Genomic DNA, 21,907 nt, shown 5'->3' with positions numbered 1-21,907 from the left:
CAGGGGAGTATACCTGCTTACATCTATCCTTTTTGTACAACATATGACCTCATTTACTACTACAATACCAAAGTGTTTACCGCAACAAATTATCATTTGTTTTTTATACAGATAGGTAAGGGTTTGAAGTTATCGCTCCCTTTTGTCGGGTAGGTTAGAGATATTACTATCTCCTTCCCCCCTAAGAACCGTACGTGAGACTTTCACCTCATACGACGTTCCAACTAATCTAATTCAATTTAATCATTAACACTTTATATGCCTCAATTCTTCCGTTTCAATAAGTCGGTGCCTCCCGTGGGGAAGTGAACCTCTATTAGTCTTACAAGAACCTTATTAACCGATAAAGACTTGCCTTACATGATTAAATGATTCTTCATTAGTCTAGTGGCTATCCCTCCACGTTCATTACACGCTTCGTCCGTACTGTGCCACCACTTTCACTGATATAAAGAGAAGTTATACAATCGCTATTCTCACGAATGTTTTCCTTTTCAACGCTTCATCGAGAGTAAGCTCTCAACGTTATCAGCTTACAACGTTGAGTTATATCTATTGTTGAGTTATATCTATTATGGAACAAACTTAGTTGCTTCCTATAAGCCTGTTAGCATTGCGTGTGCCTATAACACAAGATGGATTTTTATAGCGTGCTCTGCTTCAATCTCCATACTTAACTCAGGAAATTGTTTCTTAAAAGACTTTACTATCTTTGTAGTTTTACTAAATGCATACCTTTCTACTTCGCCATAAGGAATCCATATTTCTCTGCTCTGAATCTGTTCATATAGAGACGAAATAATTGCATCGCGATGGTCAGGAGAGAGTTTCTTTGTCGTACGTCTTTCTTTCATTTTATTATGATAAAGTTTATACAGTTCTGTTGCGATCCAATCCTTTTGACTTTGTTTCAATTGTGAAAAACGTTTGTTTGTTTGAAAAAGCTTTCCATTAACGTTTATATGATTTTTCATTAAAAACCATCCTTTAAATCTTCCTTGACTTATTTATTAATTTTAACGTATGCCTCAGTTTTCTAAAAGAGGAACAAGCACTTACACCGATTTAAAAATGCCCCATTACTTTCATCAGGATGCCATCCAAAGCTCTCAACTGTTAAACTAATCCAAAACTTCCCATTGGACAAAGAAACGTACCAAATACCGTTTTCAATAAATTTAGCACCTCAATTCATAAATGTTTAATAGTATTTAGATGAAATAAGAAGAATAAGCCAAGATTGGTTATGAAAGACTTATAAAGTCAAGCTTGAATCTGATATAATTTTAGAAAAGGTGGTGTTCAATATGTTAGAAGAACAAAACAGTGAACCCAAAAGAAAATATGCTTGGGTCGGCAAGTGGGCAAAGGTGACTGGTGATCGAGCTAGAATTGATGCAAAGGTTAACAACACATATATCATATATGAAAAAAATGGAAAACTGGTAAAGGAATTTCCAAACGGAGACATCATTCCATTTAATAAAGACGATGAATCTTAATGCATACACACCAACCAATATTTTTTGTATTTGCCGGTAATAACGGAAGTGGAAAAAGCACCTTCCGTAACTTAATAATAGATAAAATGGGTGTTGAGATAAATATTGACCTAGATGCAATCGCTCGAAGAATAGATTCGGAAAATCCAGAAAGTAAAAGGTTGCTGCAGGTAAAGAAGTTATTAAATCAGTTAAGAGATACATTGAAGAAGGTGAAAATTTCTCAATTGAGGCAACTCTTGCTGGAAAAAATGCCATTAGACAAATACAAAAAGCAAAAGAGATGGGGTATGAAGTGACTATGTTTTACGTTGCTCTCCGTAATGTAAAACAAAACATCGAAAGAGTTGCAATGAGAGTCAAAAATGGTGGTCACGATATTCCGACTGAAGATATCATCAGAAGAAATACTACTTCTTTCAAACACCTTTACGAGTATGCTCATATGATTGATAACCTTATTTTGATTGATAATAGTGAAGATAATGGAGAAATTGTTTTAGAAATAAATGATGGTGTTATCACCTTTGAAGCATGTAACCTTCCATAATGGGCGCTTCCTGTTGCGGAACAATTCAAGAAAATCTAGCTACAGAAGCTATATATCTAAGTTAGACTCAATTCAGCATAGTGTTGGGATAATATAATCGTGATAAGTATTAATCCATAAAACCAGTTTCTTAAAAGTCTGAGAAATTGGTTTTTTGTTTAATTTGCTCTACTACCTTCGCTATTAACTGATTAAAGTCCATTTTTCCAATTTCCCACCCTATTACAGAATAACCAAAAATAATCTTTTGAGCTATAATCCTAAAACTTTAACCGTAACAATAAGAAATAAAATGAAAATATTTAGCCATACAAAAAATTTAATCATTAAGTTAGCCCATAACTTCCTACGCAATGCAAAATAGAAAATAATGGAATAAACCAAAAGACTTATATTCGATACATTGAAACTTTTTCTATTCCCAAGTCGAATAGATCAATGAATGTATTTATTAGTACAGTATATAGAGAAGAAAACCTCTAACAGAAACCGATTCAAGTACTGTCGCAATTTTATTTTGATCCTAGTATAGATTATGAACACACCGAATGGAGAAGTTTATAGTAAGTATATTAAATCAGAGGAGTTCGCCCATAATGGACAGACGTTTTTCAAAGCGAAACGAATGGAATCGGAATTCCTATGAGTTTTTTTTAGGGATCAGTGATCAGCTGAGATGATATCTTTCTTCTTCAATTTCCTTCGTATCACTGCAATAAGTAGGAGCAAAATTGGGATTGCTACATTGAACCAAGACGCATACAAAGGCGAGATTGTCCTCATAAACTTTGCCACTTCAACGAAGTTTGGTATGCCCCAAAAACTAAACAGCACGATAAGTAAACCAATAGGGAAAACGATAAATCGGCTATCAGAAAGTCCTAATAGCTGAGCTGTCGCCAACACAGTAACATAGTACATTACGCTTACTTTAATAAAGGTCCCTGCCACCCAAAGCGCCATTACGATTGTCTCAAGATTTTCCAATAAATCAGCAACACTGATATACCTTGCAGCGCTCAAGACCGGATAAACGAAATTGCCTGTAGTTCCACCTAACACAAAAATAGTGGTAATATTTAACATTACCAGCGTCGCCATGACAGCACACACAGAAATCATGCTCCATTTCATTCCTTTTTCTTCATCCGTTAAGTAGGGAAGGAGGTAGGCAATGTTAAAGAATAGAGAAAACATTGCCAGCGGTGAAATTGCTCCCTTAATAGAGGGTATTAGTCCGTTCTCCATGATCGGGAAAATATGGCTAGGATTGAATTCGGGAATAAGAAGTGCGATTATGATAACCAGGGAAAATATATAAAGAGGAATGAACAACTCCGCTGATCTTCCCACGACTTCCAAACCACCTCGAACAGCAAAACCACAAACTAAGACCAAAGAAGCAGTGACTACGAACATAGGGGTCTGAGGGAGAAAGACCCCTACTACGACTTCCGTGTATTGCCTAATAATTAACCCATCTGTTACTAATAAATTTACTATTATTAAAATAAATCCAAGGGATTTTCCCAAAATCTTACCCAGAATACGTTCACTGTATTGGATCACGGTTTGCTTTGGATAAAGCTTATGCAATTTATGGGCAATATAAACCGCTAGAAAACCTCCGAGGGAAGCCCATATTGGGGAAAGCCACATATCATTCTTGGCATATTGCACTGTACCGCTTGGAGCTGACAGAATAGCAGTAGCAATGATTGTCGGATAAAGCATAATTCCCATTTGCATAGACGAAATTTTCCCTTTTTCAATCATATAAATGATTTCTCCCTTTTTTAACATTACTATTCAAACACCATTTTTTTATAGCGTTCATTTATGTAAGGAAATTTATACCTAAAGAAAGTAATTCCAATTAGAAGACCACTAACATTTAGCCATCTACACTAAGTCGGGTCACGGACGCTGGTATCCCCTTAATTCTGTTCCTAATTATCATCGCATTTTCATTTGTTCTAACAGGCTGTAACAATTATGAACAAGTGATAGTAAATATCTTTAAAATAAAAAACACTCTGGATTCGAATACCCAGAGTATTTTACACTATTAATATATATTTTTTATTTAACGGCTTCTTTTAATTCTTTTCCTGGTTTAAAAGCTGGAACTTTAGAAGCAGCAATCTCTATTTCTTCACCGGTTTGTGGATTACGACCTTTTCGAGCTGCACGTTCACGTACTTCAAACGTTCCAAATCCAATTAATTGGAGCTTTTCTCCTTCAGCAAGTGTGTTAGAAATCGTATCAAATAACGCATCAACCGCCTTTGCAGCGTCCTTCTGTGTCAATTCAGATTGTTCTGATACAGCTTTTACTAATTCTGTTTTGTTCATTTTTATACACCTCTATTCTTAGATTACTATGTATAAACTAAAATATAGCATATATTCCCTTCGTATTCTAATTCAATTAAGTAACGAAACTACGTATCTAAGTGAAATATGGAAATACCTTATAAGAAATGGCCATTCTTTATATTATCTTTACTCGACCAAAACATACGTGTGATCATTTTATCTTCTGACTGATTTGGAACATTATCATAAAATTGATGGTTCTTGTTCAAAATGTCTAAAAATATCTTCTTGATACCTCTGATTTATTTCCTTTTCAGTCAAATTCATTACCATTCTACACCTCCACCTTTCTATCCTTCTAAATAAATAAAAACTTTTTGCTATTTGCTAGTAACTGCTGCAATTATTTGTGCAGAACCATTAATTTGTGTTTTGGCTTCATCTATCATACTTTCAAATAGTTCTTTAACACTTGGAATGGATGTGATGAGCCCAGCAATCTGACCGCTATTAATGAAACCATTTTCCATGTCTCCTAATAATGCACCTTTTATATGTTGATCTTCTGAAGTCAATTCATTAAATTCGTCAAAACTCATTCCATCATTTTCAGCTTGAAGTAACTTTTGTGCATATGATGTATTTAATATTCTTCTAACACGTCCAACAGAACGCCCAACAATCCTCGTGTCTGTACCGCTTGCCTGCAGTAAGTTCGCTTTATACAAATCATGAAATGGTGCTTCTTTTGTAGCGATTAAACGAGTCCCCATTTGTACACCACTTGCTCCGAGCATGAATGCCGCAGCCAAACCTTTTCCATCACCAATTCCCCCAGCTGCGGCAACTGGAATGGAAACAGATTTTGTAATTTGCGGAATCAATGTAAAGGTTGTTAATTCAAGATTAGAATTAATTCCAGCTGCTTCATATCCTTCCGCTACCAATAGATCTGCCCCTGCTGCTTCAGCTTTTTGCGCATGTTTGACAGAAGCAACAACTGCAACGACTTTAATACCATGTTGATGTAACACCGGTATAATAGGGGCAGGGTTTCCTGCAGATAAAGATACAACAGGTATTTTATGTTTAATCGCTAATTGGACTAAATCTGATACATATGGATTAACAGATAGCGCAATATTTAGAGCAAATGGATGATAGGTTCTTCTTTGCGTTTCCAAAATAATGGTTTCGATTTCTTCAAGTCTCATTGTTCCGCACCCAATCGTTCCAAGTCCACCAGCTTCTGAAACAGCAGCCGTTAGCACTGCATTGCTGATATTTCCCATCCCACCTTGAATAATGGGATACTTGATCGATAATAGTTCACAAATGGATTTCATTATTCTTTCCCACCTTATTCATAATAGTATGGTATAATATACCGAAAATTGAAATAATAATTCGGAGGTTTTTTCGTTGCTTATTCCTTTTAATGAAAAAAAACCAGGTATTCACGAAACTGTTTTCATTGCTCCTGGTGCCTATTTAATAGGCGATGTCAAAGTTGGTAAAGAGAGTACGATTTGGTTCAATGCCGTCATACGCGCTGATGAAGATGCTGTAGTAATAGGAGAAAGATGCAGTATTCAAGATAATGCAACGATCCATTTATCCGAAGGTTTTCCCGTCATTGTCGAAGACGAGGTAACAGTCGGCCATCATGTTAATCTTCATGGATGTAAAGTGAAAAAAAGATCAATCATTGGAATGGGCTCTACAATCTTAGATGGTGCAGAAATCGGTGAAGAATGTATAGTTGGTGCAAATACACTTATTCCACCTGGAAAAATAATCCCTCCCCGATCACTCGTAGTAGGTTCCCCTGGAAAAGTTGTTCGTGAGTTAACTGAAAAGGATTTAAATCTTATTCAATTGTCCATTGAAACCTATGTTGATAAGGGGTACAAATATAATGAAATTCTCAATAAATCCCGGGACTAGTTTCCAGGGATTTTATTTATGTTCTTATTAAATGATCGTACTGAAAAATGTTATGATTTGTCTTTTATACTTAATTCATTATCCCCCTGAAGTACCTCTTCAAAGAAGCGATTGGCAGGGCCAGCAAGCATTTGATAATATTGATTAAATAATAATGCTGCATGATTGCCATTCCAGCGCTCAGGCAATAATTCCTTTGGTAACCCCGGATCTACAAATAAAAATTTCCTATATTCATGAACTAGGTTGGCTCTTTCTACAAAACATTCATCATCTGTTACTCGACCACTTTGAATAATACTTTGGCGAATAATAAATTCTTTACTATAAGTATCAATAAATTGCTCATACTTTTCCTCGATTTCATGTAAAGGCCAACATTTCTCTACTAATGCTAAATTCGATTGAGGCCCTACATATTCAGAGAGAAAGAGGTGAACATATTCTTCAATTTTATATTTACTAATTAATAGATTGATTTCTTTCTTAAAGTTATTTGGCGATACCCAGCATCCGTTAGATAAACTTCCAAAACCGATCCACATTAGTTCCTTTCTTAACTCATCACGGAGTTGTCTTTTTTCCTCTGGAATGTTGTACATAATGACTCTCCACTTTTTATCCCATTCATGTGAAGTTAATTTATAAATGCGCCTTGCTGCTTCATCCACCCGGCTGACTCCACGTGGCGTTAATGAATAATAACTTTTGTTCCCTTTTTTCTCGGACTGTAGCAATCCGTTCTTCATCATACGGGAAACGGACACTCGAACAGCTTGTTCATTATGACCAAACTCTTTTAGTAGCCGAATTAAACTCCCGACCCAAATTTTATTTCCATTTGGACGAATATAATCACCGAAGATGGTTAAAATCATAGATTGTGTGTTACTCATTTATTCTTCTCTCTCTTTCTACTTGCACCTTCTTAAAGAAGAGCAAAGAATTTATTTTACCCCCTTTATTAATATATAGTAGACAATAAACCTATATTATTGGAAGTTTCCTCTATCATATCTAATTATTCATAGTAATCGCAACCATTACCTTCCGTTAAAAACCGGGGCCCTCTTTTCACTGAAAGCTTTTAACGCTTCTATGCGATCTTCGGTTGGAATCGTTATTTCATAAGCTTTTGACTCAATAGCTAAACCCGTCTGCAAATCTGCATTCATTCCTTGGTTAATCGCAAATTTGGCCTGTCTTAATGCAATCGGACCATTCTTAAGCATTTCATTCGCAAATGCTGTACACTCCTTCATCAACTCTTCTTTCTTTACTGCCTTTGTCAATATTCCCCATTCCAAAGCAAGGGAAGCCGATATTTTTCTCGCTGTAAAAATTAATTCTTTTGCTTTTGCCTCACCAATTAATCGAGGGAGTCGTTGTGTACCTCCTGCCCCTGGAATAATACCCCAACTCGTTTCTGTAAGCCCTAGCTTTACATCCTCTGCAGCAATTGCAAAATCACATGCAAGTACTAGTTCGAACCCGCCTCCCAAAGCATATCCATTGATAGCTGCAACGGTAGGTTGTGGAAGCATTGCTATACTATTAAAAACATCTCGTATTGCCTTCACGTTTCTTCTCACTTCTTTTTCCGATAAGGTTTTACGTTCTTTTAGATCTGCTCCTGCACTAAAAGCCTTCTCTCCTGCACCGGTAAAAATGGCTACTCTTACTTCAGGATCCATTTCAATTAAGTTTACTACTTCGCTTAACTGTTGCAGTGTTTCATAATCAAAACAATTCAACACATCAGGGCGATTTATTACTACATATGCGATATTTTCTTCTACTCTATATAAAACTTTTGACATTTTCTTCACTCCTCGAAATTTTAGATAAAAAATAAATAGACTTCCTTAGATATGCTGGATTAGACGAAGTAATAGAAAGAATTCCTCAAGAAAACACCTATCACTTCAAAATACTTTTATTTTCCTACTAAAGAGCCCTTACTCGGTATAAAGCCAAATAAGGGAGTTTTTTCTATTACTTACTATTTTCTACGATGGCAGAAATCCCCTGACCAACTCCTATACACATCGTAGCAAGACCGTATTGAACATCTCTTTTTTTCATTTCATAAATTAACGTTGTTAGAATACGTGCCCCACTAGCACCAAGAGGATGACCAAAGGCAATGGCTCCCCCATTGACATTTACCTTTTCTTTATCTAATTCTAGCTGACGAATGCATTCTAATGATTGAGAAGCAAATGCTTCATTTAACTCAACCAATCCAAGGTCATCTGCAGTTAAATTGGCTCGTTGCAGTGCTTTTCTTGAAGCGAATATTGGACCAAGACCCATTATTTCAGGTTCTAATCCAGCTGTAGCGCCTACTACATATTTGACTAAAGGTTTTAGTCCCAATTCTTTTGCTTTATCCGCACTCATAACCAATAAAGCCGCTGCGCCATCATTGACACCTGAAGCATTTCCAGCAGTAACTGTTCCTTCTGGAAAAATAGACTTTAGTTTCCCTAGCGTTTCTAATGTTGTTTCGGGACGTGGATGCTCATCCGTATCGACAACAACCTCATTCCCTTTTCTGTCTTTAAATACGACAGGGACAATTTCTTCTGCAAAGCGATTTTCTTCCATGGCTCTTTTCGCCTTCTGCTGACTATTGAAAGCAAACTGATCTTGATCGCTACGTGATACATGGAAACGCTGAGCAACATTTTCAGCCGTTTGAGGCATACTATCTGCACCGTACATTTCTTTTAATTTCTTATTCGTAAAACGCCATCCAATCGTTGTATCTTGTAACTCCATGTTGCCTCTAGGAAACTCACTTGCAGGTTTAGCCATTACCAAAGGTGCGCGCGTCATACTTTCCGTACCGCCTGCAATATATATATCACCTTCACCAACTGCAATAGCTCTTGCTGCATACATAACAGCATCAAGCCCTGATCCACATAAACGGTTAATTGTTGTTCCACCTACCTGAATAGGAAGACCGGCAAGCAAGGCAGACATTCTTGCCACATTTCGATTGTCTTCTCCAGCTTGGTTCGCATTTCCGAACACAACTTCCTCAATTTGATCTGCAGGAAGTTGTGGGTTGCGATCGACTAGTGCTTTGATAACAATGGCTCCTAAATCATCAGGACGAACCGTTTTTAAAGCTCCTTTATATCTTCCAATTGGTGTTCTTACAGCATCGACAATCACAACTTCCTTCATTTCGCTACCACCTCTTTATCCTTTATCGTGTAATCATAAACCCCTTTACCTGACTTTCTTCCTAAACGACCCGCTTTTACGTATTGCTCTAATAATGGAGCAGGACGATATTTTTCACCTAACTTTTCGTGTAAATATTTTAAATTATTTAACCTAGCATCTAAGCCGACTAGATCAACAAGTTCAAATGGACCCATCGGATAGTTCAATCCTAGTTTAATGGCTTTATCAATTTCTTCAGGAGTACCAAGGCCTTCTTGCAACATATAGAAAGCTTCATTCCCTACAAGAGCACTAATTCGACTTGTCACAAACCCTGGGAATTCATTAATAACAACGGTTTCTTTCCCCATTTGTTCGGCTACTGCTCTTATTTGCTGTGCCGTCTCATCACTTGTTTCTAATCCACGAACGATCTCTACAAGCGGCATTTTATGTACCGGATTGAAAAAATGCATCGCAATGGTTTTTTCTGGGCGCTTTCCGTAAGAACCAATTTCCGTGGGGCTCATTGTGGATGTATTGGTGGCAAAAAGACAGTTTTCCGGAGCATTTTCTTCAAGTGTTTCAAACACAGACCTTTTAATTTCTGCTTTCTCTGGCACTGCTTCAATCACAAGATCTGCATGACTTACAGCATCTGCTAAATCACATGAATATTGGAGGTTACTCTTCGCTTCTTCAACCTTGTCTACTGAGATTTTGCCACGTGATAATCCTTTTTCAAATATTTGATTCAGTTCATTTTTTGCATTTTGTAAGGCAGCATCATTTGAGTCATTAAGCGTAACAGCAAAACCGCCCAATGCACTAACATAAGCAATTCCTCTTCCCATGACACCTGACCCTACCACAACTATGTTTTTAATCATTTCTCCTCTCCCCTTTATCAATTATTATGTATAGGAGTACGAATTCAGCTCATTCTAGAGTGAATTCGCACTCATACGTTGATTTATTACACACCAAGTGGATTTAATGGACGGCTTCCGTAATAGGAAACAATACTTTTCGTTTCCGTATATAAATCAAGGGTTTCAATACAAAGCTCTCGCCCGAAGCCGGATTGCTTATACCCTCCAAACGGAGTGCCGGGGAATGCTGAGAACGGACAATTTACCATTACAATACCTGCTTGAATTTGATTCGCAACACGAGTCGCTCTAGCTCCATCCTTCGACCAAATCGCGGATCCTAATCCAAATTCTGTATCATTTGCTAGTTTAATTGCCTCTTTTTCATCTTTAAACTTCATAATCACAACAACCGGACCAAAAATCTCTTCTTTTACCACTGTCATATCATGATTCACATTCGCAATAACGGTTGGTTCGTACCAGTAACCATTTTCATACCCTTCTACAACAGCCGCTTTTCCTCCAGCTAAAATATCGGCGCCTTCTTTGATAGCTGATTGAACATATCCATCAATGACATCCAATTGATTTTGATCAATAATCGCTCCGATATTTGTTTCTTTGTCAAAAGGATTTCCGAGTTTCAATTTATTCGTCTTTTCTACAAATTTAGCTACAAATTCATCATAAATATCCTCATGTACGTATAGACGAGAACGTGCTTCACAAGATTGGCCCGTATTATAGAAAATTCCAAATAGTGAACCGTATACGGCTGCTTCAATATCACTGTCTTCAAATACTAGATTAGGAGATTTTCCACCTAACTCTAATGTGACACGTTTCAACGTCTGGGAAGCTCTTGCCATAATATCTTTTCCAATTGGTGTAGACCCAGTAAAAGCTACTTTGTCGACCTGCTTATGTTCAACGAGATAGTTTCCAACCTCTGAACCTGATCCAGGAATGATATTTACAACTCCTGCCGGTACACCTGCTTCCAGACAAATTTCGCCTAAAATAATCGCTGTAAGTGGTGTTAATGATGCTGGCTTAACAATAACTGAACATCCAACGGCAATGGCTGGTGCAATTTTCCAGGCCGCCATCATTAAAGGATAGTTCCATGGAATAATTTGAGCACAAACTCCAACCGGCTCTTTTTCTGTATAGTTATGAAATTGGCCTGGGATAGGATTTACTCTACCACCATGTCCAACGATAGCCCCTGCATAAAATTCAAAATCCTCAATAGCTTGAGAAATTTGACCTTGAGCTGTACCTACTGATTTTCCAGTATCTAAAACCTCTAATTCTACCAATTCATTGAAGCGTGAACGCATAATAGAAGCAATTTTATTTAATGTCCGGGAACGTTTATTTATAGGGTATTTTTTCCACTTTCCATGATCAAATGCTTCACGGGCTGCTTGAACTGCTTTTTCTGCATCTTCCTTCGTTGCTTTTGCCACCTCTGCAATTAATTCACCAGTAGCTGGATTATAGGTTTTAATGGTTCCGCCATTGCTGCTTTCTACCTTTTCTCCATTGATAATTAAATGATAGAAATCACGTTTAATCGTAGATTTTTCCTCTGTAGTTTGCTGAATTGTTGACATATTTCTACACTCCTTTTTAGTTACCTATGAATATAGGTTTTCTTTTTTCAACAAATGCTTGAACACCTTCTTGGTGATCATTCGTTAAGCCTGCAATCCGTTGACCTTCCGCTTCTTTTTCCAAATAAGAGTCGAAGGAAAGATTATTGGCTAATTTCAAATTACGCTTAATTAAACCGATTGCTTTTGTTGGTAAATTAGCTAAATATTCCGAAAACTGATTCACTTCTGATTCCCATGTTTCAGTTGATATCACTTTTGTTACAAGTCCTAATTGAAAGGCCTTTTCTGCAGAAATTTTTTCTCCTAAGATAGAAAGCTCGGCTGCTTTTGCATAACCAACTAAATTTTGTAAGAAATAAAGATTTCCAGAGTCAGGAATTAATCCAATGTTGATAAAAGCATTTAAAAAATTGGCTTTTTCAGAGGCTAATCGAAAATCACACGCAAGTGCAAGACTAAAGCCTGCCCCTGCAGCAATACCGTTAACAGCTGCCACAATTGGCTTTTCAAAGCTCATTAATTGTTTCATCATCGGACCATACTGTTCTCTTAATACTTGTCCATGATCCATATTTTCATCAACATCTGCTAAATCCTGTCCAGAACAGAATCCACGACCTGCCCCAGTAAAAACGAGACAGCGTACTTGTTTATCTTTTGACGCTTCTTTCACGGCCGTTATGATTTCGCAGATCATTTGTGAATTAAATGCGTTCAGTTTATCAGGACGGGACAGTTCTAACGTTGCTACCCCATTTTGAACGGTGTATTGAATGGTTTCATACATCATAGGCCACCTCCTTATTCCCCTTTGAATTGTGGCTTTCTTTTTTCTATAAACGCTTGCATTCCTTCTTTTTGATCCTGAGAAGAAAACAAGAGATAAAAATTTTTACGTTCATATTGCATACCTTCATATAAGGAGTAATCAACCGCTTTATTAACCGAATCCTTTATAAGCCTTAAGGCTAAAGGAGGTTGCTTGGCTAGCTTTATCGCAAATTTCATCGCTTCTTCCGTTAATAATTCTTCTGAAACAATTCGATTCACGATTCCCACAGCTAAAGCCTCTTCAACCAGAATGCGATCACCGGTCCATATCCACTCTAAGGCTTTCGCTCGCCCGACAAGTTTGGTCAGACGCTGTGTACCACCCGCTCCCGGCATGACACCAAGATTGACTTCTGGAAAAGAGAATTGTGTCCCACTTGCAGCAATTAAAATATCACAACAAAGGGCTAATTCAAATCCGCCACCAAAAACAAATCCTTTCACAGCACCGATTATTGGCTTCTTGATTAAGGCAAGACGATCCCAATCTGCAAATTGATTTAATAACTCTAGTTGAATCGAGTTATTATTAGACATTTCATCGATATCTGCCCCTGCGGAAAAAGCTCGGCCCTTCCCAGTAATTAAGATAGAAATGACTTCATCATTTTGATCAAAACGCTCCATTGCGGTAACAATTTCACTAACTAGCTTCCGATTTAGTGCATTTAATTGGTTCGGGCGATTTAGTATAATGACGCCTACTCCATCTCTCGAATATACCTCAATGAATTCAAATGGTTCACTCATTTTCCTCACCAATCATAAAACTAACTAGATTACCTGCAAATCCCATTACATCCTTACTGGAAGCTTTTCCTTCTTCAGAGCGAAGACCTGCCTTCAATGCCTCAGGACTGTCATAATACATTTCACAAATCAAGTAATATTTGGCTTCGCCGCCCATAGGAGAACCTGTTCCTTTTGTCACTTTCATTTTACGAAGACCAGGAATTTTCTCTGTAATAGGAACATGTACATTAAAGTAATGTTCATCAAATGCCTCTTTGTTCTCAGGGTGTTTATAAAACGCAATCAATTTAACCATTATTTCATCCTCATTTCACATCGTATTCGAAATTAATTTCATCGCTTCAAACGGATTCTTACAACTTTTACAATACAAAATACTACGACAGGCAGTTGGACCAAAGATATTATCTAGTGTGACATAAGTTGATCCACAAAACGGGCAGTCAATATGCCAAGAGCTATCCTCTTTGAAGTGTTTAGGAGGAGGAGCAATTCCAAACTCTTTTAGCCCTAAATATCCTTTTTGGGTGATTCGATCTGAGGTCCAAGGAGGAGAATTGATAAAGTTCACAAGAGTCTCCTCAACACCTTCGATTATATTTACAGCCTTTATGATATTGTTTCGAATAATCTCTAAAGCAGGACAACCTACAAAGGTTGGTAATATATCAATCAGAACGGTTTTATTTTGAATGAAAACTTTTTCAACCATACCTAAATCAATGATACTCACCGTATCGATTTCAGGATCTTTCACACTCTCTAATACACGCAACACATCTTCCTGTGTCAGTTGTAAGGGTGCTATCATTCGTTCACACCTCTTCTCTTTTCAATTTACCAAGCAGCAGCAGTATCCTGGTGGTACACTTCCCCTAGTATTTCAAGAGCTTCCTCTAGTTCTACTGAATGTTCCCCGTTTCTCCCATTTTCACTTTCGACACCTGTAGTTTGTGGGATGGTTATCTGAGCCGTTTCCAATACCTGTGCTAAAGCAGCGATCCAGCGTTCTTTTAAAACGATTTCTTCTTCAATTAAACCGTATGAATGAATTCGTTGTGCTCCATCTCCGAAAGAAAAGACATCAGGAAAATCATTCATTACTTTTTCAATAGCCTGTATCATACGTTTTTTAGCATCTTCTGTTGAACTTAACAATTGGACAAACCATGTTTTCCAATGTAATAAATGATAGTGTATTTCCATATCAACCTTTACAGCCACATCCGCAAGTGGTTGATAGTCACTTTGTTTTAAAGACTGAACTTTTATTTTCTTAGCAAGTGTATAGAAATAGTTTCTAACAACTGCATATGCCCAGTCATACCGTGCATCTTCCATATAGTTTCCTGGTCCATTCACTCTTTCTACTAAAATACAATTCTTTCTTTCATTAGCAGGACGTGCATGTGCTAATGCATCCGCATTACCTGCTCCTAATTCTTCAAGTAATTTATAAAATATGGCAGCATGCCCCATACTATCTTGACTAATAGAAGAGGAAGCCACATCTTCTTCAATATGCGGTGCTAATCCAAGCCATTCTGAACCACGATATGCAAATAAAAAGTCATCATCAGCTAGTTGAAATAAGAGTTCAATTAGTGCTTTCTTATATTCTGGACTTAAAGTTAAGGTAGCTTGACTCATTTACCTTGCTCCTTTCCCCATGACAGGATTTCTTTTTCATCAAACATTTTTTGCTCGTAATGACGCCATTTTTTCTTTAAATACCCGTAGCCTTTTGTATTTCGGTAATCCTTATTATCGATACGATTGAGGATTTGTTTCTCCTCTTGATCTAGTCCGCGAATGTTTACTCGATTGACCACCCAAATATCCTCAACTGGTTCCCGCCTCATAAAGTTCTCTTGTGCCATTACCAAGGCCATTTCTGCGTTTGGTGCAAGCAAGCTGAATTGATGTTGGAATGCCGAGCTAGGAGTTCGTTTACTAAACACTTCAAATTCTTGATAAAATGTGCTGTTATCGTTTACCATTTCTTCATTACTCCTTTCCGTTTATTAGTTAATTCTTGCGCTTAACGCTTCTCGTACCCACGCATTACTTTCGTAGGAAGTTCTGCGCAGATTGAGTCGAGCTTGAGAACGAGGACCTTGGTTTTTAATAATTTTCTTAAATTCGTTCCAATCCGGCTGTTGATAGATCCACGTTTGCTGTTCCTCATCAAAATGAATCGTTGAATCTGGTATCGTCAATCCTAGTGATAAAATACGCGGAATATATTTTGTAAAAAAGCTCTGCCTCAGCTGTTCATTTGTTTTCGTACGAATTTTATATTTGATCGTTGCATCTTGTTTCGATGCTCCTGTCGTATCTTTACTAGCAGGACCAAAAAACATGAGAAGTGCTGGCCACCAACGACTTAATGCATCCTGTACCATCTCTTTTTGCTCTTCCGTTCCTTCTGCAAGTGCCATTATAATCGCTTCACCATGCTGGGCATGGAACACCTCTTCGGCACAAATACGTTGTAATGCTCTTGCATATGGACCGTATGAAGCCCCTAACATATCTGTTTGCGTAATAATCGCAGCACCATCAACAAGCCAGCCAATTAATCCTGCATCTCCCCAAGTTTCTGTTGCCATATGAAAGACGTTGTGGAACTTAAGGTCTCCCTTAAATAAATCATTCATTAAATCGCCTCTGTCTTTTCCGTATGGCTTTAGTAAGTCTTCGGCTACTCGTAACAATAATTGACCGTGTCCCATTTCATCTTGTACTTTTGCCATAATTCCTAGTTTTCTGTAAAGTGATGGAGCTTTAGGAACCCACTCCTTTTCAGGAAGTGCTCCCATTATTTCGCTTATTCCATGCATTGAAATTAATTTAATTAATACTGTCCGATATTCTTCAGGCATCCAATCGTCTGCTTCAATTTTTTCTCCTTGTTCAATCCGTTGAATAAAAGTTTCTATTTGTTCAGCTTCCTTATCTAATGCAACAACATTGGACATTTTATAATCCCCCTTTTTATATAACGATTATATAACGCAATTGTATTTTATTGTTATATAAAAATCAACTGTTTTTTTAAAATTCTTTATTTTATAATAATACTGGTTGACTTCTTTGATCTATTACCCGAATGGCCTTTCCTTCTGACCTTGGAATACTTCTTGGAGCTAACACCTTTACCTTCATACTTACTAAACAATGATTTTTCATCGAATGTTGAACTGTTTTCATAATAGTTGAAATATATTCATGTTTCATATCGCTGTTTACTTTTTGATAGGTTTCATCATTAATTTCCACATGAAGTTCTACTATATCTAGAGTGCCTTCTCGATGTAGAAGGACTTGGTAATGAGGGGATAGCCCTTCTATTTGAATTAAATAATGCTCAATTTCAGAAGGAAATACGTTAACACCACGAACAATCAGCATATCATCAATACGCCCCTTAACACGGGACATCCTTGTTGTAGTGCGGCCACATTTACATTTTTCTCTTGTAATAGAAGCAATGTCCCCTGTTCGATATCGTATAACAGGAAAAGCTTCTTTCGTGAGACTAGTGAAAACCAATTCCCCTTCTTCACCATCCATTACTGGTTCAAGAGTATCTGGATTAATCACTTCAACAATAAAATGATCGTCTGCAATATGTAAACCATCTTGTGCTTCATGACATTCCATCGCTACACCAGGACCCATGACCTCACTCAATCCATAAATATCACAGGCTTTTATAGCAAATGATTCTTCTAATAATTTACGCATTTCCTCTGACCATGGCTCTGCACCAAAAATCCCAAACTTCAATGAACTTTCACGCGGATTCTTTCCTAGTTGACCCATTTCCTCCGCTATTTTTAATACGTAGGATGGTGTACCTGCAATAACGGTTGGTTGGAAATCTTCAATAACGGTTATTTGTCGATCGGTGTTTCCACCTGACACTGGAACCGTTGCCATTCCAAGCCGTTCAGCACCATAATGAACACCTAAGCCTCCAGTAAATAGTCCGTACCCATATGCATTATGGAATATACCACTTGGTTCTCCGCCTGCAATGGAGATCGCACGCGCTACCATGTCAGACCAGTTACGGATATCATTTTCTGTGTAGGCGACAACTGTCGGCTTGCCACTTGTCCCTGAAGAAGCATGAATCCGAACAATATCCTTCATATCAACCGCAAATAAATTATAAGGATAATGATCCCTAAGGTCTTTTTTCTTCGTGAACGGAAGTTTTTTCAAATCTTCTAGCGATTGGATTCCTGCTGGTTTAATATTTCGTTCTTCAAACTGGTTTTGATAGAATGGTACTTTGTTATAAACCCTCTCTACAGTTTCCTTTAAACGCATTAGTTGAAGCGTTTCCATTTCTTTACGTGAATATAATTCTTCCCCATGAATAATCACTTGTTTCCCTCTCCTCTCATAAATGAACGTCTAGGTAAATCATCTAGAGCTAACCATTAAGTATAACAACAATAAACAATTTCGTTTAATTGTTGTTATACTTTGTGTTTATAAGGTACCACATGTTTTGACGGTTGTAAATATATTATGAATTTTCAGAATTATAGTAAAACATTCACATACTATTTTTTTTATATAAAGATTTTTTATAAAATTATTTGATTTTATTAAGGATGGTAACCTATTAAATAAATGCTACCATAATAATTTAATATATTATTACGATGTTAAACTTGTAAATATAAAAAAATATTTATTTTATATAGGTGCCGCTTGTTAAATCGACATAGAAAATGATCAGTTGTCCTGCTTGAACGAGCCTTTATGTAACAAAGTACATAACAATGAAGTGAAAGTAGGTCGACTGACCAGTAATGTTTATATCGAAAAATTAAGTGTGATCTATATAATTAATTGGTTCTGGTGCAAAAACTTCAACACCATTGCAATTAATCTCTAAATCTTGGACATACTGAATCCACCAACAATTAATTTAGCTCCATCGTTAATATCACTTATTGAGTCTTCAAATAACTCAAATATTTTCCCAGTATTCATCTGCATAGTCCTTTCGGAAGAATATTTAATATTGGTTAATTCTTCAAGAAGTAGTTAGTCAGTCATGATCAAGATAGACGAAACGATACTTGCCGCTTTTTACCATTTTGATGTAAATCAGCAAGTACATATGCGATGTTCCTTCCCATCCTTTCAACCCTGGCTTCGACTTCTACATCTCCCTGCATGACTGGTCTATGAAATGTTGTATGCAAATCAATTGATGCAAATGTTTGATTAGAAGTGAGTTTAGAAGAAAGAGCATAAACCATCATCGTTTCTGCTGCAGATGCCACAAATCCACCCATTGTAACACCGTTTTCGTTATTTTACCTTTCCATTTTCACTCTATTGGCAAACAGTAAGGTCAGGGTTATTTTCAATAACAATATCAATTTCCCTGTTCTTTTCCAATGTTAGAGGATCAAAATCTTTAGCGATTTCAGTTAGCGAAATAGCATCAACTTGTTTAATTTTAGTGTTTTCCTCATTCCTTTTATATTGTCCTACCATCATTTCCTATTCGGTTCTGGTGCAAATACTAAGACAAGTAGAAAAAAGTTGTAGGTCCACTTTCAGATAACCCCTTAGGTGATTATCCCGAACAGTCTATGTATGAATTCCACCTCATTTTGAGCAGATTTCAACCCTAACATAGAACGAACACGCTTCTTGATAAAACGATGATCCTGTTCTAGGATATTATTTAAATACTTCTTTTGTCTGAGTTTCATGCCTAATGGCATGTTTTTTCCTTTTCTCAATTCTTCAACTGCTATAGGTTAAGCCGGGTTTTTATCCACTGTTATGACACAATGCCTTACAACATGAAAAGACCGCAAAGCTTTTTTGAAGAAGCACTTTGCGGCTTTTTTGTCTCTTGTTTTACTGAGACTTCGGAATCGACTGCACGATACAGATACATCCATTGACCTTTTACTTTGATATATGTTTCATCGACTTTATTGAAGTTTTTTCACCAGAACCCTTAATGTTAATCATGGGATAAAAGAATTAAGTCCTATTGCATCTGGTAATTTCCCCTTTTTGTTGGAGCAACTAAAACCTTTCTATTTTTTACATCATATAAACCACTTGGAGTCAATCTAATAAATGGTAAATGAGTCGCAGAGAAGAATAATAAGGTGAAGGCAGGGTCGTTATATTTATAGCCTCTTTCTTTTAATAACTCTATCATTTTTTTCTCATCTTTAATTAAAAATCCCATATCTAGATCAGACATGATTCCCGTTAAAGGTAAAGGAATTTCGTGTAGGATATGATTTTCTTCCGCCAAAACTATACCACCACCTATTGCTTGCATTCGTTCAAAAGCGATTAGCATATCTGTTTTTCTTTTTCCTATGATTAAGATGTCTCCTGTACCCGAATAAGAACTTGCAAATCCACCTAAATGTTGAGCAAACCCTTTCATTACTGTATTTATTCTCCATGATCCGTCTCGCCCAACCATCATAAGGAAACATTCATCATGCTCAAGTGATAATTCATCCCTACTTAAATCGATACTACTTTCATACGGTTTGGTAATGACATTATTTATTAAGTTAATGCCAATTGAGGTTGAAAAGCTCAAATCCTCTTCTTGTAAAGTCCATTTTAAATGAAGAGGAGATATTTGATACTTGCTCCAATCGATGGAGGATGAATCATCGTTATCTTTTCCATCTCTCTTAATCCATTTCCCTTTTGCTAATACACTGATAGGTGTTGCGTTACTTTTGCTCTCTAAAATATTGATATTTGCTATTCTCCCTGTAGCAATGGATCCATGTAAATGTTCCAAATTATAATAGCGGGCAATATTATAACTTGCCATACTATAAGCATCCATTAATGGTATCCCATGATTAATGGCCATTTTTATTAGTTCGTCTGTCATTCCGTTTTCATAAAAGGATGGATGTGACCCGTCAGTGGTAAAGAAAAATCGATCAAATTTTTGGACACCTAACCCTATTAATTCTTTTAAAAGAATTTCTAAATCAGGCCGAATAGACGAATGTCTAAGAGATACTGTATAGCCCTGATTTAGACGTGTAAGTGCTTCTTGACCTGTCATGGCTTCATGATCACAATCTGTGCCCATTAACATGAATTTTGCTAAAGTCCGTTCGGAAGCTCCTGGAAAATGCCCTTCTACTTTTTTATGTAATCTCCTTGTCTCTTGTAACCAGGATAGCATTCGGTTATCTCCATTTAATAATTTCGGCCACCCTGTTAGCTCTCCGCCTTGCAGCACTGATTCATGTTGGAGCCAAGAAATCACATCTTCATTATTAAAAATATCATCATGATTTGATAACTCGGTATTTCCATCAAAACGACACCACCAGTATATGCTTGATGGAAGGTTTTTAAATTCATTTAATAATTGAAAGGCTACCTTAGTAGGGAGCTCAAGGAAAAAGAATATATTATCACTAATGAAAGTCGTTGTGCCGAATCCCCCCGCATGTTTTGCTAACGTAAGAGGATTGTATAACTGATAAGGGTGAGTATGCGGTTCAATATATCCAGGTACTAAATATTGCCCCTGACAATCAATAACCTCGTATCCATTACAGTTTTCAGGAAGATTGTCTCCTACATAAACAATACGATCTTCATATATCCAAATATTCGCAACTACCCATTGCTGCAAATAGGTATTTAAATAGGTCGCGTTTTTTAGGATAATATGAGGATTTATGACTCCATCGAGTACCTCTACATGATTTCTTATTTGATTGTTGCTCCATCTATACCTTCTATTATCCATCCTGTAACCCCCAAATGGCTTCGTTAAAATTCAGTAGCTTTTGAATAAAGATTGATTAAAAGTATGCGACAAGCACTGATTCTACGCTATATCTCGCATTTACTTTTATAAAAAAGGTTGATCAAAATATCGACTAAATCTTTTTGCATCGGCATTTTTATGCAATTTAATATTCTATTTCATCGTGACTCTATTTCAAAGTCACTTTATTAGCATGATTTTCAATAATTCTTATAACTTGCTCCATCGTTAATTTTTTTATAATCTCGTCACTATATCCTAATTCTTTCAAAATTGCCTTGGAATGCTCCCCCAGCAAATGAAGAATAGGCTGAAGCTGTACTTTAGATCGTGAATAATGAACGGGTGTTTGAATGAGAGGGAATTTACCTAATTTAGGGTGTTTAACATCGACAACGATATTGTGATCTTTAATTAAATCACTGTTAATAAGCTCGTGTATTCCCCAAATCGGACCCTATAGAATATTCTTTCCTTCAAATATTTTGCACCAGTCATCCCTTGTATTT

General features: G+C 36.8%; 24 protein-coding genes and 1 pseudogene. 4 read left to right on the top strand and 21 right to left on the bottom strand.

What is annotated here, in order from left to right; translation table 11 throughout:
• Positions 1 to 623: 623 nt before the first annotated feature.
• A complete protein-coding gene (locus JMM81_RS13730; protein ID WP_256242133.1) occupies positions 624 to 974 on the bottom strand; it encodes a hypothetical protein in 351 nt (116 codons plus the stop codon).
• A gap of 333 nt (positions 975 to 1,307) precedes the next feature.
• Here JMM81_RS13730 and JMM81_RS13725 point away from each other — a divergent pair, with 333 nt between their 5' ends.
• The 3 genes from JMM81_RS13725 to JMM81_RS13715 are packed head-to-tail and all read left to right on the top strand — an operon-like array spanning position 1,308 to position 2,052.
• On the top strand, positions 1,308 to 1,502 hold the full coding sequence (locus tag JMM81_RS13725) for a hypothetical protein (RefSeq protein ID WP_256242132.1): 195 nt from the start codon (positions 1,308 to 1,310) through the stop codon (positions 1,500 to 1,502).
• Positions 1,502 to 1,801, top strand: coding sequence for a hypothetical protein (locus JMM81_RS13720; RefSeq protein WP_256242131.1), 300 nt, complete (start codon positions 1,502 to 1,504; stop codon positions 1,799 to 1,801). Before JMM81_RS13725 ends, JMM81_RS13720 begins: the two co-directional genes overlap by 1 nt.
• Positions 1,684 to 2,052, top strand: coding sequence for an ATPase (locus JMM81_RS13715; protein WP_309143498.1), 369 nt, complete (start codon positions 1,684 to 1,686; stop codon positions 2,050 to 2,052). The genes JMM81_RS13720 and JMM81_RS13715 overlap by 118 nt, the downstream gene beginning before the upstream one ends.
• Before the next feature lie 660 nt (positions 2,053 to 2,712).
• On the opposite strand, the gene JMM81_RS13710 is transcribed toward JMM81_RS13715, so the two are convergent.
• From JMM81_RS13710 to JMM81_RS13700, 3 genes are all read right to left on the bottom strand, one after another.
• Positions 2,713 to 3,828 (bottom strand): GerAB/ArcD/ProY family transporter, encoded by a 1,116-nt coding sequence (locus JMM81_RS13710; RefSeq protein WP_256242130.1) that lies wholly within the window; start codon positions 3,826 to 3,828, stop codon positions 2,713 to 2,715.
• 306 nt (positions 3,829 to 4,134) lie between these two features.
• On the bottom strand, positions 4,135 to 4,407 hold the full coding sequence (locus tag JMM81_RS13705) for an HU family DNA-binding protein (RefSeq protein WP_256242041.1): 273 nt from the start codon (positions 4,405 to 4,407) through the stop codon (positions 4,135 to 4,137).
• Between the two features lie 344 nt (positions 4,408 to 4,751).
• The gene (locus JMM81_RS13700; RefSeq protein ID WP_256242129.1) at positions 4,752 to 5,717 is read right to left on the bottom strand and encodes an NAD(P)H-dependent flavin oxidoreductase; all 966 of its coding nucleotides are present in this window, start codon (positions 5,715 to 5,717) and stop codon (positions 4,752 to 4,754) included.
• Between the two features lie 76 nt (positions 5,718 to 5,793).
• On the opposite strand from JMM81_RS13700, the gene JMM81_RS13695 reads away from it, so the two are divergent.
• Positions 5,794 to 6,318: a gamma carbonic anhydrase family protein gene (locus tag JMM81_RS13695; protein WP_256242128.1), complete on the top strand. Its 525-nt coding sequence runs from the start codon at positions 5,794 to 5,796 to the stop codon at positions 6,316 to 6,318.
• A 50-nt stretch (positions 6,319 to 6,368) separates the two neighbouring features.
• On the opposite strand, the gene paaX is transcribed toward JMM81_RS13695, so the two are convergent.
• The 17 genes and pseudogenes from paaX to JMM81_RS13610 form a co-directional block, all read right to left on the bottom strand.
• On the bottom strand, positions 6,369 to 7,214 hold the full coding sequence (paaX, locus tag JMM81_RS13690) for a phenylacetic acid degradation operon negative regulatory protein PaaX (RefSeq protein ID WP_256242127.1): 846 nt from the start codon (positions 7,212 to 7,214) through the stop codon (positions 6,369 to 6,371).
• 147 nt (positions 7,215 to 7,361) lie between these two features.
• Positions 7,362 to 8,138 (bottom strand): enoyl-CoA hydratase-related protein, encoded by a 777-nt coding sequence (locus JMM81_RS13685; RefSeq protein WP_256242126.1) that lies wholly within the window; start codon positions 8,136 to 8,138, stop codon positions 7,362 to 7,364.
• A gap of 175 nt (positions 8,139 to 8,313) precedes the next feature.
• A complete protein-coding gene (locus tag JMM81_RS13680) occupies positions 8,314 to 9,516 on the bottom strand; it encodes an acetyl-CoA C-acyltransferase (RefSeq protein ID WP_256242125.1) in 1,203 nt (400 codons plus the stop codon).
• Positions 9,513 to 10,388, bottom strand: a complete 876-nt coding sequence (locus JMM81_RS13675; RefSeq protein ID WP_256242124.1) for a 3-hydroxyacyl-CoA dehydrogenase — start codon at positions 10,386 to 10,388, stop codon at positions 9,513 to 9,515. The genes JMM81_RS13680 and JMM81_RS13675 overlap by 4 nt, the downstream gene beginning before the upstream one ends.
• An 86-nt stretch (positions 10,389 to 10,474) precedes the next feature.
• Positions 10,475 to 11,992, bottom strand: coding sequence for an aldehyde dehydrogenase family protein (locus JMM81_RS13670; RefSeq protein WP_256242123.1), 1,518 nt, complete (start codon positions 11,990 to 11,992; stop codon positions 10,475 to 10,477).
• Positions 11,993 to 12,008: 16 nt separating this feature from the next.
• Positions 12,009 to 12,782: an enoyl-CoA hydratase-related protein gene (locus tag JMM81_RS13665; RefSeq protein ID WP_256242135.1), complete on the bottom strand. Its 774-nt coding sequence runs from the start codon at positions 12,780 to 12,782 to the stop codon at positions 12,009 to 12,011.
• A gap of 14 nt (positions 12,783 to 12,796) precedes the next feature.
• The gene (locus JMM81_RS13660; protein WP_256242122.1) at positions 12,797 to 13,576 is read right to left on the bottom strand and encodes an enoyl-CoA hydratase/isomerase family protein; all 780 of its coding nucleotides are present in this window, start codon (positions 13,574 to 13,576) and stop codon (positions 12,797 to 12,799) included.
• Entirely contained in the window at positions 13,569 to 13,874 is a 306-nt protein-coding gene (locus JMM81_RS13655; RefSeq protein WP_256242121.1) for an EthD family reductase, read from the bottom strand. Before JMM81_RS13655 ends, JMM81_RS13660 begins: the two co-directional genes overlap by 8 nt.
• A 15-nt stretch (positions 13,875 to 13,889) precedes the next feature.
• A complete protein-coding gene (gene paaD / locus JMM81_RS13650) occupies positions 13,890 to 14,390 on the bottom strand; it encodes a 1,2-phenylacetyl-CoA epoxidase subunit PaaD (protein ID WP_256242120.1) in 501 nt (166 codons plus the stop codon).
• A gap of 26 nt (positions 14,391 to 14,416) precedes the next feature.
• On the bottom strand, positions 14,417 to 15,229 hold the full coding sequence (gene paaC / locus JMM81_RS13645; protein WP_256242119.1) for a 1,2-phenylacetyl-CoA epoxidase subunit PaaC: 813 nt from the start codon (positions 15,227 to 15,229) through the stop codon (positions 14,417 to 14,419).
• Positions 15,226 to 15,579, bottom strand: coding sequence for a 1,2-phenylacetyl-CoA epoxidase subunit PaaB (gene paaB / locus JMM81_RS13640; protein ID WP_256242118.1), 354 nt, complete (start codon positions 15,577 to 15,579; stop codon positions 15,226 to 15,228). Before paaB ends, paaC begins: the two co-directional genes overlap by 4 nt.
• A 24-nt stretch (positions 15,580 to 15,603) precedes the next feature.
• A complete protein-coding gene (gene paaA / locus JMM81_RS13635; protein WP_256242117.1) occupies positions 15,604 to 16,560 on the bottom strand; it encodes a 1,2-phenylacetyl-CoA epoxidase subunit PaaA in 957 nt (318 codons plus the stop codon).
• Positions 16,561 to 16,651: 91 nt separating this feature from the next.
• Positions 16,652 to 17,977: a phenylacetate--CoA ligase family protein gene (locus tag JMM81_RS13630; RefSeq protein WP_256242116.1), complete on the bottom strand. Its 1,326-nt coding sequence runs from the start codon at positions 17,975 to 17,977 to the stop codon at positions 16,652 to 16,654.
• A 686-nt stretch (positions 17,978 to 18,663) separates the two neighbouring features.
• The gene (locus tag JMM81_RS13625) at positions 18,664 to 18,891 is read right to left on the bottom strand and encodes a PaaI family thioesterase (protein WP_256242115.1); all 228 of its coding nucleotides are present in this window, start codon (positions 18,889 to 18,891) and stop codon (positions 18,664 to 18,666) included.
• A 52-nt stretch (positions 18,892 to 18,943) separates the two neighbouring features.
• Positions 18,944 to 19,111, bottom strand: coding sequence for a hypothetical protein (locus JMM81_RS13620; protein ID WP_256242114.1), 168 nt, complete (start codon positions 19,109 to 19,111; stop codon positions 18,944 to 18,946).
• 71 nt (positions 19,112 to 19,182) lie between these two features.
• A pseudogene (locus tag JMM81_RS13615) lies at positions 19,183 to 19,559 on the bottom strand (IS6 family transposase); the annotation flags it as partial.
• Between the two features lie 57 nt (positions 19,560 to 19,616).
• Positions 19,617 to 21,377, bottom strand: a complete 1,761-nt coding sequence (locus JMM81_RS13610) for an adenine deaminase C-terminal domain-containing protein (RefSeq protein ID WP_256242113.1) — start codon at positions 21,375 to 21,377, stop codon at positions 19,617 to 19,619.
• Positions 21,378 to 21,907: the final 530 nt, after the last annotated feature.

Origin of the sequence: Bacillus sp. V3B, from assembly GCF_024494465.1 — a bacterium.
Taxonomy (GTDB): Bacteria; Bacillota; Bacilli; order Bacillales; family Cytobacillaceae; genus Bacillus_BD.
Note: the sequence above shows the minus strand (reverse complement) of the source record. Positions and strands in the feature narration are given on the sequence as shown.